This is a genomic window from Marinobacter gudaonensis (genome assembly GCF_900115175.1).
Lineage (GTDB): Bacteria > Pseudomonadota > Gammaproteobacteria > Pseudomonadales > Oleiphilaceae > Marinobacter > Marinobacter gudaonensis.
The window spans coordinates 239,442-252,724 of record NZ_FOYV01000003.1 but is presented as its reverse complement, the minus strand read 5'-3'; the positions used below and the strand labels follow the sequence as shown (position 1 = coordinate 252,724).

Sequence of the window (13,283 nt, the reverse complement as noted above, 5' to 3'; positions counted from 1 at the left end):
ATCCCCCACTACTGGGCAGATTCCTATGCATTACTCACCCGTCCGCCGCTCGTCAGCAGGGAGCAAGCTCCCCCTGTTACCGCTCGACTTGCATGTGTTAAGCCTGCCGCCAGCGTTCAATCTGAGCCATGATCAAACTCTTCAGTTTAAATCATACAAGAATCCGAAGATTCTCTATTCTTGCTCAAGACAAAACTCAATTTCGACGAGTCACTGTCCTGATATTTCGTATCCGAAATACCTCGGCCAGCGCCCACACGAATTACTTGGTTAACTTTTTAAAGAGCGTTGAGCCTCTGCTCAATCAAGGCCGCGTATTCTACATCGTTGCGCCACCTTGTCAACCGTTTATTTGAAGATTTTGATTGCTCGGTTTCTTCAATGTTTTCAAACGGTTGCCTTTCTGGTGAAGGGGCTGTTTTTTGGCCTGATCACCTGAAGGAGATGGGCATTCTACAGACCTCCACGAAGGAGTCAACGGGGCAACTCAACTTTTTTCTCCCGGCCCCGTGCCCGCCCTCTAGATTTCCACTTTCACTGCGTCTGCCACTTTTCGCGCTGTCGATCTGGCCTCATCCAGGGACGCTCCCTTTGCGAGCGCCACCCCCATCCTGCGACGACCTCTCAGTTCAGGTTTGCCAAAGAGGCGCAACTGAGTGTCTGGGTGCGCTAGCGCGAGTTCAAGCCCGGAGTATGCCACTTCCGCCGAATCACCCTCGGGCAGGATCACGGCAGAAGCAGAAGGACCGTTTTGCCGAATTGCCGGAATCGGGAGCCCAAGGATAGCGCGAGCGTGCAGCGCGAACTCCGACAGATCCTGAGAAACCAGCGTTACCAGCCCGGTGTCGTGCGGCCTTGGCGACACTTCTGAAAACCATACGTTGTCTTCCTTGACGAACAACTCGACACCGTAGATTCCACAGCCCCCAAGATTCTCGACGACCGCTCTTGCGATCTCGGCAGAGCGTTGGTACGCCAGTGGCGCCATCGGCTGTGGCTGCCAGGATTCCCGGTAATCGCCGTCCTCCTGCCTGTGCCCAATCGGCTCACAGAAAGAAACGCCGTCACGGTGCTTCACAGTAAGGAGGGTAATCTCATAGTCGAAATCAACAAAGCCTTCGACGATAACCCGGCCTTTGCCTGCTCGTCCGCCAGATTGCGCGTATTCCCAAGCCGACTCGATATCCGCCTCGGTCCGAACGGTCGACTGGCCTTTTCCGGATGAGCTCATCACCGGCTTGACCACCAGAGGCAATCCCACCTCTTTTACAGCGGCAAGGTATTCTTCCCGGCTTCCAGCAAAACGATAAGGAGACGTGGGCAACCCGAGATCTTCCGCAGCCAACCGCCGAATGCCCTCCCGATTCATGGTGAGATTCACTGCCCGGGCCGTTGGCACCACACGGAACCCTTCTTCCTCAAGCTTGACCAACTCCGGCGTTGCAATGGCCTCGATCTCGGGAACAATAAGATTCGGATTCTCCTGCTCGATGATTCGACGCAAGCTTGCTCCGTCGAGCATGTCGATGACATGGCTTCTGTGCGCAACCTGCATTGCCGGAGCATCGGCATAGCGGTCAACAGCAATAACCTCAACACCATACCGCTGAAGCTCAATCACCACTTCTTTGCCAAGCTCTCCGGACCCGCAAAAAAGAACCTTGAACGCATTTCCCTTTAAAGGAGTTCCAATTCGAACCGTTTCTGTCATGGTGCACCAGGGCCTTTCAAATCAATTCTGAATCAGGGAATTCTGTTCGCGCTCGGCAACCTTTTTGAGCACGTCCAGCCTCTCGTCATTATTCAACTGGCTCCACCGAGTAATCTCATCACCACTTCGATGGCATCCAATGCAGATATCGTTTTCGTCCAGGCAACAGATGCTCACGCAAGGTGAGCGAACTTTATCGGCAACGCTCATGTACGGGGCTCGCAGGGTTTCAGTTCGTTCCGATATCGCTGAGCATTCTGCACGTAATGCTGAGCGCTCATTTCCAGCATTTTCTTCTGGTTATCGGTTAGCTCACGCTTGATTTTCGCAGGAGAGCCAACCACCAGTGAGCCGTCCGGCACTTCCATACCTTCCGGAATGAGTGCATTGGCGCCGATCAGACAGTGCTTGCCAATTTTCGCACCGTTCAGAACCACGGCGTTGATACCGATCAGCGAGTAATCGCCAATTTCGCAGCCGTGCAGCATGACCTTGTGCCCCACCGTGACACCACGCCCCAGAGTGAGCGGCATGCCCGGATCGGTGTGGAGAACGGATCCGTCCTGGATATTGGATTCCGGGCCCACCAGAATGAGCTCATTGTCACCCCGGATAACTGCATTGAACCAGACACTGGCTTTGTCCATCAGGCGCACCCGCCCGATCACCGAGGCATTCTCGGCGACAAAATGCCCGTCGCCCTCAAGCTCCGGCGTTCGATCGTTCAACTGGTAAAACACATCAATCTCCTCCAGGTGGTTCGAGCAAATCTATCCCGGCATCGTACACAGCGTTCATGAAATCGACCAGAACCACCGCCGAAAGCCCCCAGATCTCATAGCGCTCCCATCGGTAACACGGCACATAGAATGTGTGGTTGAGAAAATTCAGGGCATCGGTCCTTTCCCGACGGTCTTCCAGAAAGAAGGACAGCGGTACCTTGAAGACACTGTCAATTTCGTGCGGATTTGGCTCAAGCGGATGGTCGCCAGGGATCACGCCAACGTACGGGGTCACCAGTATTCCGTAGCGAGACATCACCTGACTCAAAGGTGCGATGATCTGAACCTGGTCTGGCGGCAGACCAATTTCTTCATGGGTTTCCCTGAGCGCAGTTGCCGCCAGGGACGTATCTTCGGGATCGCGCTTGCCACCCGGGTACGCCACTTGCCCCCGATGGGTGCTCAGATTTTCCGATCTGAGCGTAAACACCATCTCAGGGTTGCCCGGGTTGTCAGTCACCGGCACCAGAATACCGGCTTCAGGATAATCGAGAGCCAACTGACGGGGCGCATAACCGGCAAGCCTCTCGGCGAGTAAATCACGCAAATCGTATCTCCAGCGTTCAGCCGTATCTTGGATGAGACAGAGGCAGCCGGGATCGTTAAACTGACTACCAAACCATTTTCAGTATACGGGGAAAAACATGAAGTACTGCAGCACATGCGGCCAACCGGTTGAGCAACGCATCCCTGAAGGCGATAACCGGCACCGCTATGTTTGTACCAGCTGCGATACCATACATTATCAGAACCCGAGGATTGTCGCCGGAACCGTGCCCGTCTGGGAAGGCCGGATCCTGCTCTGCCGACGGGCCATTGAGCCCCGGTATGGCTACTGGACCCTTCCCGCCGGATTCATGGAAAACGCCGAAACCACGATCGAAGCTGCCGAGCGTGAAACTCGGGAAGAAGCCCTGGCCGAAGTCAAGATTGAAGGCCTGTATTCGATCATTGATGTCCCCCACATCAATCAGGTGCACATGTTCTATCGCGCCACCCTGAAGGATGGCCAGTTTGGCGCCGGCGAGGAGTCCCTGGAGTCCCGGCTGTTCGACGTGGATGACATTCCCTGGAACGAGATTTCCTTCCCGACGGTCAAACGCACGCTGGAGCTGTTCCTGACCGACCTCGCGCAAGAATCCTTTGGCGTGCATGTGAGTGATATTCGCCGCCCCATGGGCCGGGACTGACCTGACCGGCCTCTACTGTCTAGATGTCTTCCATCCGGTAGATCTCATAAGCGGGCTCTTCGTAAGGGTGCGATCGCTTCAGCGCTGCCAGGGCGTCGTATATCAGCTGATCCTCACACACGAGTTCTACTTTGTATTCCTCCACACGCTCCAGTTCTCCGGTTGTGCCAAGAAACGGGTCGCTTCCTGCCAGGGGTCGAAACTGCCCCTCCCCAAGACATTGCCAGGCACAGCTATCGTAATCTCCAATGCGACCTGCACCTGCTTCAAAAAGGGCCTGCTTGGTTTCATCCAGGTGGCTGGAAGGGACGAAATAGCACATCTTATACATCGAAAACCTCCCTCATAGCGGATATTTTTTGTACAGATTAATGGCTTAGCCACTTACCCACAGAAACTGTGGATAACTCTGGGGAAAGTTTTTGGGAACAGCGCCCCAAACCCCGTAATCACTGCACTTCTCTCAAATTGGCGACAAAATCACCTTTCTCACAATTATCTTATTTTTCAATACGTTACTAGCATTGAACAAAAGTTGAACCGAAACCCAGAGCTTTGCTCACAGATCAAACAGAAAGGCACCAGGAATGTGCATAAACGTAGTGAGTCAAGGATTTTTTTGCCAGTTTCCGAGAAATTTGACCGTGACAGTCGCACAAAAAATGGGCACAGAAACAAAAAAGCCGGTTCCGGAAACTACGCCTGAAAGACGTGTTCCCGGAACCGGCCCCGTCAAGTCGCCGGTTATCAGCCGAACCAGCGCCTCGCATTTCTGAACATACGCATCCAGGGACCATCCTCTTGCCAGTCCGAGGGCCGCCAGGAATGCTGCACGGCTCTGAACACCCGTTCTGGATGCGGCATCATGATGGTTACCCGGCCGTCGCGAGTGGTAACGCCAGTGATACCGTCCTCGGAGCCATTGGGATTGTATGGATAGCGAACAGTAGCGGCACCGCGGTTGTCGACGTAGCGCAAGGCGACCAGCTCGTTCTCGGACAGGCTGGACGCGGACGTACCGCTGGCAAACTCCACCCGCCCCTCGCCGTGCGCAACGGCAATCGGCATGCGAGACCCGGCCATACCATCCATGAACGCAGACGGTGATGGCAGAACTTCCACCATGACCAGCCGCGCCTCAAACTGCTCTGACTGGTTGCGAACAAAACGGGGCCAGCCTTCGCTTCCGGGAATCAGCTCGTGAAGATTGGAGAGCATCTGGCATCCGTTGCATACTCCGAGCGCCAGCGTGTCCTGGCGGTTGAAGAAGGCGGCAAACTGGTCCCGGACCCGATCGCTGAATAGGATGGACTTTGCCCAGCCCTCCCCGGCACCCAGCACATCGCCGAAAGAGAAGCCGCCACAGGCCACCAGACTGTTGAAGCGATCGAGTGTGACGCGACCGGACAGCAGGTCGCTCATGTGGACATCGACCGACTCGAAACCGGCACGATCAAACGCTGCAGCCATCTCAACCTGGCCATTGACTCCCTGTTCCCTGAGAACCGCCACTTTCGGACGGGCGCCCTTGTTGATATAGGGAGCAGCAACGTCTTCATTAATGTCGTAGGACAACTGTGCCTGCAAACCGGGATCGCTGGTGTCCAGCAGGTTATCGAATTCTTCCCGGGCGCAGTCGGCATTGTCCCGGAGGGACTGGATCCGGTAGCTGGTTTCGGCCCAGAGGCGCTGAAGCTCCGATCTCGCCTCATCAACAACCGCCGAGCCTTCAAAACTCAGACGCAGGCGATCCGACTCGTTCGGACTGCCGATCACGCTGATGTGATCACCGAGACCGGCCGCGGAGAACTGCTGCAGGACAAAGCCGGTGTCTTCCCGACGCACCTGGATAACCGCCCCGAGTTCCTCGTTGAACAGCTCGCGCGCGAACTGGCTCTGGTCTTCCGCCAGGCCATCCAGTTTGATATCTGCACCGCAACGGCCGGCAAAGCACATCTCGGCCAGGGTCACGAACAGACCGCCGTCCGAGCGGTCATGGTATGCCAGGAGCTTGCCATCGGCATTGAGTCCCTGGATGACGGCAAAAAACGCCTTGATGTCTTCCGGGTCATCAAGATCGGGCGCCACCGCGCCGACCTGACGGTACACTTGAGCCAGCGCAGAACCCCCGAGACGATTCTGGCCCGCCGCCAGGTCCACCAGGATCAGGTCCGTTTCCCCGGTATCCGTCACCAGTTGCGGGGTAAGGGTTCGAGCCACATCTGTTACCGGCGCGAAGCCACTGACGATCAGCGACAAAGGCGCCGTCACACTTTTCTGTTCGCCGTTGTCTTCTTCCCAGACGGTCTTCATGGACATGGAGTCCTTGCCCACCGGAATGGTGATGCCCAGGGCTGGACACAGCTCCATACCGACCGCCCGCACGGTCTCGTAAAGGTTTTCATCTTCACCCGGGTGACCGGCTGCGGCCATCCAGTTCGCCGATAAACGAATATCGGAAAGTTTGCCGATGGGCGCCGCCGCCAGGTTGGTGATGACCTCGCCCACCGCCATACGACCAGACGCGGGCGCATCGATGGTCGCAACCGGCGTGCGCTCGCCCATGGCCATAGCTTCACCGGTACGAACATCGAATGAGCTGGCCGTTACCGCCACATCAGCCACCGGCACCTGCCAGGGCCCGACCATCTGGTCGCGTGCCACCAGGCCAGTGATGGTTCGGTCGCCAATGGTAATCAGAAAGCTCTTGGAGCCAACCGATGGCAGGCGCAATACCCGACGAATGGCATCGTGGAGATCAATCTTCGTGGAGTCGAAGATCGGCTTGGTGAAGGAGGCCCGCCTGATACTCCGATGCATCCTCGGCGGCTTGCCGAAAAGGACCTCCATCGGGAGATCGACCGGCTTGTCGTCAAAATAGGAATCGCCGAGTTCCAGGTGATGGGCCTCGGTTGCCTCGCCAATCACTGCATAAGGGCAGCGTTCGCGACGACAAAGTGCATCAAACAGATCGAGGTTCTCGGCCGCAACCGCCAGTACGTAGCGTTCCTGGGACTCGTTGCACCAGATTTCCAGAGGTGACATGCCCGGCTCGTCACTGGGGATTTCACGGAGCTCGAATTTACCGCCCCGACCGCCGTCCTTGACAAGCTCCGGCATGGCATTGGAGAGGCCACCGGCGCCAACGTCGTGAATAAAGGCGATCGGGTTCCTGTCACCCATCTGCCAGCAGCGGTCAATCACTTCCTGGCAGCGACGTTCCATCTCAGGGTTGTCGCGCTGTACGGAGGCAAAATCCAGGTTCTCGTGGCTGGAACCTGAATCCATGGAGGAGGCAGCACCACCACCCAGGCCGATCAGCATAGAGGGACCACCCAGCACGATGAGTTTGGCGCCCACCGGAATATTGCCTTTTTCCACGTGTTCTTCACGGATATTGCCAAGGCCGCCGGCGATCATGATCGGCTTGTGGTAGCCCCGCACTTCCTCACCGGCAGCGCCGGGCACCATTTCTTCGAAGGTGCGGAAGTAACCTGCCAGGTTTGGCCGGCCAAATTCGTTGTTAAACGCGGCGCCGCCGATCGGCCCTTCAATCATGATATCGAGCGCGGATGCAATCCGGTCCGGCTTGCCGTAGTTGATCTCCCAGGGCTGGGCATCATCCGGCAAATTCAGGTTGGAGACAGTGAATCCTGTCAGCCCCGCCTTGGGTTTGGACCCACGGCCGGTTGCGCCCTCATCCCGGATCTCGCCCCCGGAACCGGTGGCGGCACCGGATGCCGGTGCGATCGCGGTAGGGTGGTTGTGGGTTTCCACCTTCATCAGGATGTGAATATCTTCCTGATTGTAACCGTAGACGCCGGTTTCCGGATCGGGGAAGAAGCGCCCGCCACGACTGCCGCGGATCACCGAGGCGTTATCCTTATAGGCCGACAGCACGCCCTCGCTGTTCATCTCAAACGTGTTGCGGATCATGGCGAACAGGGATTTTTCCTGACCCTCACCGTCGATATCCCAGGAGGCGTTGAAAATCTTGTGCCGACAGTGTTCGGAGTTTGCCTGGGCAAACATCATCAGCTCAACGTCGGTGGGGTCGCGTTCCAGGTCAGTGAAGGATTTGACCAGATAATCGATTTCGTCTTCTGCCAGCGCCAGACCTAACCGGGCGTTGGCTTCCACCAGGGCTGTACGGCCGCCGGCCAATACCGGTACGCGACCCAGCGGGCGGGGCTCTTCATGGCTGAACAGGAGCTCTGCCCCGCCCATTTCGTGAAATACTTTCTGGGTCATACGGTCGTGTAACAACGCCGCTATCTTTTCGCGCTGTTCCAGACCCAGTTTGCAGCCGGAACGTATATAGAAAGCCGTGCCGCGCTCAATACGATGAATCTGCCGGAGCCCGCAGTTGCGGGCGATATCCGTCGCCTTGCTCGACCAGGGCGAGAGGGTGCCTGGGCGCGGTACCACAAGAAAGAGTACGCCATCCGGCTCTTCAACCGGTACACTCGGTCCGTAGGTCAGGAGACGATCGAGAATAGCCTGTTCCGCGTCCGAGAGATCAGCCTCCAGATCAACGAAGTGCATGAACTCGGCGTAGATGTGTTCGACTTCAGGCACGATATCCTGAATCCGGGAGTGCAGCTTGCGTGAGCGGAAAGGCGAGAGCGCGGGAGCGCCGCGAAGTTCAAGCATGATATCAACCTGTATCGCGCGAAACGGGGAAATCCGGGTGCATTCTGAAAGGCCGCCATGATACTCGAAAGGCAGGCCGGGATACAGCGTGGAGAGGATTATTCACACGCCGTCGAATTGACATTATTTTGCATATTAATTGAGCAGATTTATTGACCGGCCGTGCGCCAGGAAGGATCATTGGTAAACGCGAAAGGGAGTTTTTGCGTATCCGATAGTCAGGCAAACGGGTTATCTCCCCGTAACCGGCGCATAAACGCGCCCGTAGAGTGCCCCTGGAAAAGTGCCTCACCGAGGCGTTCCAGCCGTACCGGAGATCAGGGATTTGTCCAGAATGCTCACTGCCATCAAACATGCTCCACACAAGGCACTGATTTCGTTGTGTGCTGTGTTGGTCGTGGCCGGGTGTTCGCAACCCTCCACGCTGCAGGAGATTCGGGACGAAGGCGTTCTCCACGTCATCACACGGTTGTCTCCCTCTATCTATATCGAAGGCCAGGAAGGGCCCAGCGGTTACGACTATGAACTCGCCAAACTGCTCGCCGACGAACTGGGTGTGGAGCTGCGGGTTCGAGTGGCCAGCGACAACACCGAAATACTCTCGGTCCTCGACAAGAACTACGCTCACATCGGTATGGCCGGCCTGTCACCACAGCCCGCGCTGGAGGGCCGCTACAAGACCGTTTCCATTGGCATTGCCGCTCAGTCCATGCTGGTGTATCACCGGGAACTTGACCGTCCGGAATCACTGGCAGAGCTGGCCGGGAAAACCATCCACGTTGCCGCCGACAGCAATCACGAGTTCCGGCTCAATGCGGCCAAGCAGGCCCACGATGGTCTCCAATGGCAGGTTCATTCCGGGCTGGACGCAGCAGGGGTCCTTGCGCGGGTTGAGAGTGGCGAATTCCCCTATGCCATGGTCTCGTCCAACGAGCTCGATCTGAACCACGTGTTCTTCCCGATGGTGAAAGAAGCGTTTGCGGTGGGTGAGACCACTGATCTGGCCTGGTTCTTTCCGGCGACCCAGGACAACTCCCTGAGCAATGCCGTCGAAGCGTTCTTCGAACAGAGACGCAGCGATGGCACGCTTGCACAAATTTCCGAGCGCTTCTACGGCCACCTGGATCGACTCAACTACGTTGGCGCACGCACCTTCATGCACCACGTCGAAAACCGTCTGCCGAAATACGAAGACCTGTTCCGGGACTATGCGGAAGCGTTCAATATGGACTGGCGTTTGCTCGCGGCCATTGGCTACCAGGAATCCCACTGGCGCCCCAATGCGGTTTCACCCACCGGTGTGCGGGGCCTGATGATGCTGACTCGAAACACCGCCAGCCACATTGGCATCAACAACCGGCTGGATGCGGAGGAGAGCATTCAGGGGGGCGCCAAGTATTTCCGTATCGTGCACGAGAAAATTCCAGAGCGTATTCCAGAACCGGACCGCACCTGGTTCGCACTGGCATCCTACAACGTCGGTTTCGGTCACCTGGAGGATGCCAGGAGGCTCACGGAAGGCGCCGGCCGGGACCCGGACCGCTGGATGGACGTAAAAGAATTCCTGCCATTACTGGCGCAGAAGGAGTGGTACAGCAAAACCCGTTTCGGCTATGCACGGGGACACGAACCGGTCATCTACGTTCAGAACATTCGGCGCTACTACGACGTGCTTTCAAGACTCAACGCGCCACTTGAGCAGGAGCCAGAGCAAGCCGAGCAGTTCGTCCGAATCGAAGGTGCCGAAAAAGCCCGTCCGGACACAGGCGCTGCCGAGGGCGACCTTCGCGCCGCCCTGCCCCGTGAACTCGGCATGATTCCGCCGACTCTATAGCTGTCAGTCCTCCCGGGCCTCCAGAGCCCTTTCTACCTGGGTAGCTGAGTAGCCGCGACGGCTCAGAAACCTCGCCTGTCGTACTTTTTCGTCCCAGTCGTCGGCGAGATTGGCCAGACCGAACCGCTTCTCGCGAAGGCTGATGGCCTGTTGGCACCAATCCTCGTCGGTCATGGCCTCAAGGCATTCCGGGCTTTGATGCACACCCCGCTGCTGGAGTTCACCGAGAATCCGGAGCGGACCATACCCCAGATCCATCCGCTGCCGGGCGTAGACATCCGCAAACCGGTCATCATCGAGCCAGCCCTCCTGCTCGTATTCATCCAGCACCGCCTCAATAATCTCCCCTGGCAGCTTTCGCTGGCGCAACTTCAGGGTCAGTTCCAGCCGGCTATGCTCGCGCCGGGCCAGCAGCCTCAGGGCTGCCGACCGGGCCCGGTATTCCTGATCGTCCTGATTTTCCGGTTTTGCCATACAGACCCTTTCCGCTGATGCTCACAAAACGCTAGACTACCCGCGATTTTCCCTGACTGACCAGCCCCTGGCAGATCAGAACTGTCCGGCCCTTCTCCGGGGCCGATGGCCGGTGGCGGCGAAACCACGCCCAACACCGTGAACTGGTTGCAATACCGAAGGATACTCTAATGGCCGCGTTCATCCAGAAACTGTTCAGATCCAGAAAAACACCGGAAGCCACCGCCCCTGGAAAAAATTCACCGGCGTCCATGGCGGACGAACAGGAACCTTCGCGGTCAGACCAGCGAGAAGAGCAGCTTCGGATTCTGGACGGCTCACCCTCTCAGGCAGACCTCGCAGAGCTCGCCATAAACGGCGCCACGGCGGATATACGTCAACGTGCGGCTAGCCGGCTGTCCGACCCCGATACGCTGCAGGACGTGCTGAAGCGAGCAAAAGGCAAAGACAAAGGCGTTTACCAGACCGTCAAGCTGGCCCTGCAGGCGCACCGCGAAGAACAGGCCCGACTCAACAACATCCACCAGAACATCGCCGTCCTTATCAGTCACGCCAGCGAGCAGGCCAGAAGCGAAGACACCAAGCTGTACAAGGCGCGACTGGACGCCCTGATTAACCAGTGGTCCGACGTGGAGACGCACGCCACGCCCGAGCAGACCCAGGCGTTTCTGGAGGCGGTCCATCGTTGCCGGGAGCGGTTGGCTGCCATGCAGTCTGCAGCGGAGGACGAACAGCGCCAGCGCGACCAGGCAACGCAGCGGTCAGAAACCCTGGCCCTGCTGGCTGATACACTTGAAGAGCTGCAACGCCACGCGCCTGACACACTGCCCTCCCTGGCGTCGCTCGATGCGCTTCAGAAAACTCAGGAGAACCGCTGGCTGGAAGCCACCCGCGACACTGCCGTGGATAAGCAGGAGCAGAAAAGCTACGAAACCTCCATGCTGACGCTTCGCAACTATGTGAACGCCGTGAGGCGGGCCAGCCAGGCACGGGAGGAAATCAACGACATCACTGCCAAACTGGCAAACCAGGAAAACGCCACTGACGACCAACGTTCCAGAGCCAGCGTCCTGTTGAAAGAAATCAGCTGGCCGGAAGGCTACCCGGAGCCCGTGCCCCTCGCGTCTCTGAGGCAACTCGCCGGTAAACGAGCATCAGCAAACACCACAGCCGACAACCCGGAGCGCCAGAAAGCCCTGGCGGAACGGCTGGAACGCACCATTGCACAGCTAGAAGCTGCCCTCGAGGCCAAACAGCTCAAAGAGTCGAAACAGTTGTTCAAGGCCGCCCAGCAGCAGGTTCGGGAGCTGGATGGGCGCCGTAGCAAACCTTTCCAGCCTCGTATGCAATTACTTAATGGCCAACTGAGGGAGCTCAGCGACTGGCAGGGCTTTGCCACCGAACCCAAGCAGATTGCCCTCTGTGAGCAGATGGAATATCTGGCCGAGCAGCCCATGGACCCGGAGGCAAAAGCCGAACGGATCAAGGAACTGCAAAATGAGTGGCGGGAACTCGGCGGGTCTTCCGACCGCACGCTCTGGTCACGCTTCAAGGCGGCATCGGATCGCGCCTTCGAACCCTGCAAGGCCTACTTCTCGGCGAAATCCGGCCTCAAGCAGGCGAACCTTGAAAAGCGCACCGCCATTTGCGACCAGCTCGAAGCGTTCCTAGACAACGCCGACTGGTCGTCCGTCGACTGGAAGGCGGCCGAGCGCATCCACCAGACTGCCAGGCAGGAATGGAAGGAAGCCTGGCCGGTGGAGTTCCGTGACAACCGGCAGGTGCAGAAGCGCTTCGATGAGCTTCTCAAACGCCTGGAGGCGCCACTGGATCAGGAGCGCCTCAACAACGAGCAGTTGAAGCAGGACATCGTGCAGCGGGCCGAGGCACTGGTGCAGCACGAACCACTGCAGGACGCCATGAACCAGGCCAAGGCCCTGCAGTCCGAGTGGAAAGCCATCGGCATTACCCGACACCGGGAAGACCGCAAGTTGTGGCAGGCGTTCCGCAAAGCCTGCGACCAGATCTTCGCCCGCCGGGATGCCGAACGCAGTGAACAGCAGGAAGCCGCCCGGGCCGCTGACGAAGCTGCGCAGGCCAATCTGCAGGAGGCAGCCGAGCTGGCTGCGGCCAACGACGAGGCATCTGCAGGCAAAGCCCTGTCGACACTGCGTGCTATCGACACATCGACGGTTTCACGGAGTGTTCGGGAGCAGGTCCAGCAGGAGCAGCAGCGAGTCAAGGTACTGCTGTCTACCCTTCGTCTGCAGAATCAGGTGGTGTCCTGGCAGGAGCTCATCACAACCGCCGCCAACGGCAAGCCGGTTAATGAGCAGATCCCGGACCACTGGCCGTCACTGGCACGGGGGATTGGCGTGGAAAGCCCGGTCGAACTGGTCATACGGGCAGAAATCCTCTGCGGCGTGCCATCGCCCGAGAGTGACCAGCAACGCCGCATGGAAATCCAGGTTCAGCGCCTGGCTGACGGTATGGGTGCCTCGGGCATTGAGGCCGATCCGCTGCAAGAGGTAGAGGCGCTGGTTGCGTCATGGTGCCTCGATCAACCGGGCAGCGCCGGCTCCGACCAGGCAGCGCGACTGAACGCTGCACTGGCCAGCCTCAAACCGACCTGATCGATA

The 13,283-nt window shown here is 58.1% G+C and carries 10 protein-coding genes and 1 rRNA gene; 3 read left to right on the top strand and 8 right to left on the bottom strand.

The window, feature by feature from the left end; translation table 11 throughout:
• From BM344_RS15930 to BM344_RS15910, 5 genes are all read right to left on the bottom strand, one after another.
• Positions 1-148: ribosomal RNA gene (locus BM344_RS15930) — 16S ribosomal RNA — on the bottom strand; the annotation flags it as partial.
• Between the two features lie 372 nt (positions 149-520).
• Positions 521-1,711, bottom strand: a complete 1,191-nt coding sequence (gene purT / locus BM344_RS15925) for a formate-dependent phosphoribosylglycinamide formyltransferase (RefSeq protein WP_091992172.1) — start codon at positions 1,709-1,711, stop codon at positions 521-523.
• 21 nt (positions 1,712-1,732) lie between these two features.
• Positions 1,733-1,921 carry a DUF1289 domain-containing protein gene (locus BM344_RS15920; RefSeq protein ID WP_091992171.1) on the bottom strand — a complete coding sequence of 63 codons (189 nt, stop codon included), beginning with the start codon at positions 1,919-1,921 and terminating at the stop codon, positions 1,733-1,735.
• Entirely contained in the window at positions 1,918-2,451 is a 534-nt protein-coding gene (locus BM344_RS15915; protein WP_091992170.1) for a gamma carbonic anhydrase family protein, read from the bottom strand. The genes BM344_RS15920 and BM344_RS15915 overlap by 4 nt, the downstream gene beginning before the upstream one ends.
• A gap of 1 nt (position 2,452) precedes the next feature.
• Positions 2,453-3,040: an NUDIX hydrolase gene (locus BM344_RS15910; RefSeq protein WP_091992169.1), complete on the bottom strand. Its 588-nt coding sequence runs from the start codon at positions 3,038-3,040 to the stop codon at positions 2,453-2,455.
• A gap of 97 nt (positions 3,041-3,137) precedes the next feature.
• Here BM344_RS15910 and BM344_RS15905 point away from each other — a divergent pair, with 97 nt between their 5' ends.
• Positions 3,138-3,683, top strand: a complete 546-nt coding sequence (locus tag BM344_RS15905) for an NUDIX hydrolase (RefSeq protein WP_091992168.1) — start codon at positions 3,138-3,140, stop codon at positions 3,681-3,683.
• Between the two features lie 19 nt (positions 3,684-3,702).
• Here the strand turns inward: BM344_RS15905 and BM344_RS15900 are convergent, their stop codons facing one another.
• Positions 3,703-4,014: an NGG1p interacting factor NIF3 gene (locus BM344_RS15900; protein ID WP_091992167.1), complete on the bottom strand. Its 312-nt coding sequence runs from the start codon at positions 4,012-4,014 to the stop codon at positions 3,703-3,705.
• 416 nt (positions 4,015-4,430) lie between these two features.
• Complete coding sequence (gene purL, locus BM344_RS15895; protein WP_091992166.1) at positions 4,431-8,336, bottom strand: phosphoribosylformylglycinamidine synthase; 3,906 nt, start codon at positions 8,334-8,336, stop codon at positions 4,431-4,433.
• A 334-nt stretch (positions 8,337-8,670) separates the two neighbouring features.
• Here purL and mltF point away from each other — a divergent pair, with 334 nt between their 5' ends.
• On the top strand, positions 8,671-10,170 hold the full coding sequence (gene mltF, locus BM344_RS15890; RefSeq protein ID WP_091992165.1) for a membrane-bound lytic murein transglycosylase MltF: 1,500 nt from the start codon (positions 8,671-8,673) through the stop codon (positions 10,168-10,170).
• A gap of 3 nt (positions 10,171-10,173) precedes the next feature.
• Here mltF and BM344_RS15885 read toward each other — a convergent pair whose 3' ends face one another.
• Positions 10,174-10,644, bottom strand: a complete 471-nt coding sequence (locus BM344_RS15885; protein WP_091992164.1) for a regulatory protein RecX — start codon at positions 10,642-10,644, stop codon at positions 10,174-10,176.
• A 170-nt stretch (positions 10,645-10,814) separates the two neighbouring features.
• Here BM344_RS15885 and BM344_RS15880 point away from each other — a divergent pair, with 170 nt between their 5' ends.
• Positions 10,815-13,277, top strand: coding sequence for a DUF349 domain-containing protein (locus tag BM344_RS15880; RefSeq protein ID WP_091992163.1), 2,463 nt, complete (start codon positions 10,815-10,817; stop codon positions 13,275-13,277).
• The last annotated feature ends 6 nt before the right edge of the window (positions 13,278-13,283 follow it).

Bases quoted from the DNA above. Each gene is read 5' to 3' on its own strand.
- BM344_RS15905 (WP_091992168.1), top strand. From the start codon at position 3,138: ATGAAGTACTGCAGCACATGCGGCCAACCGGTTGAGCAACGCATCCCT.
- BM344_RS15885 (WP_091992164.1), bottom strand. From the start codon at position 10,644: ATGGCAAAACCGGAAAATCAGGACGATCAGGAATACCGGGCCCGGTCG.
- BM344_RS15920 (WP_091992171.1), bottom strand. From the start codon at position 1,921: ATGAGCGTTGCCGATAAAGTTCGCTCACCTTGCGTGAGCATCTGTTGC.
- mltF (WP_091992165.1), top strand. From the start codon at position 8,671: ATGCTCACTGCCATCAAACATGCTCCACACAAGGCACTGATTTCGTTG.
- BM344_RS15900 (WP_091992167.1), bottom strand. From the start codon at position 4,014: ATGTATAAGATGTGCTATTTCGTCCCTTCCAGCCACCTGGATGAAACC.
- purL (WP_091992166.1), bottom strand. From the start codon at position 8,336: ATGCTTGAACTTCGCGGCGCTCCCGCGCTCTCGCCTTTCCGCTCACGC.
- BM344_RS15880 (WP_091992163.1), top strand. From the start codon at position 10,815: ATGGCCGCGTTCATCCAGAAACTGTTCAGATCCAGAAAAACACCGGAA.
- purT (WP_091992172.1), bottom strand. From the start codon at position 1,711: ATGACAGAAACGGTTCGAATTGGAACTCCTTTAAAGGGAAATGCGTTC.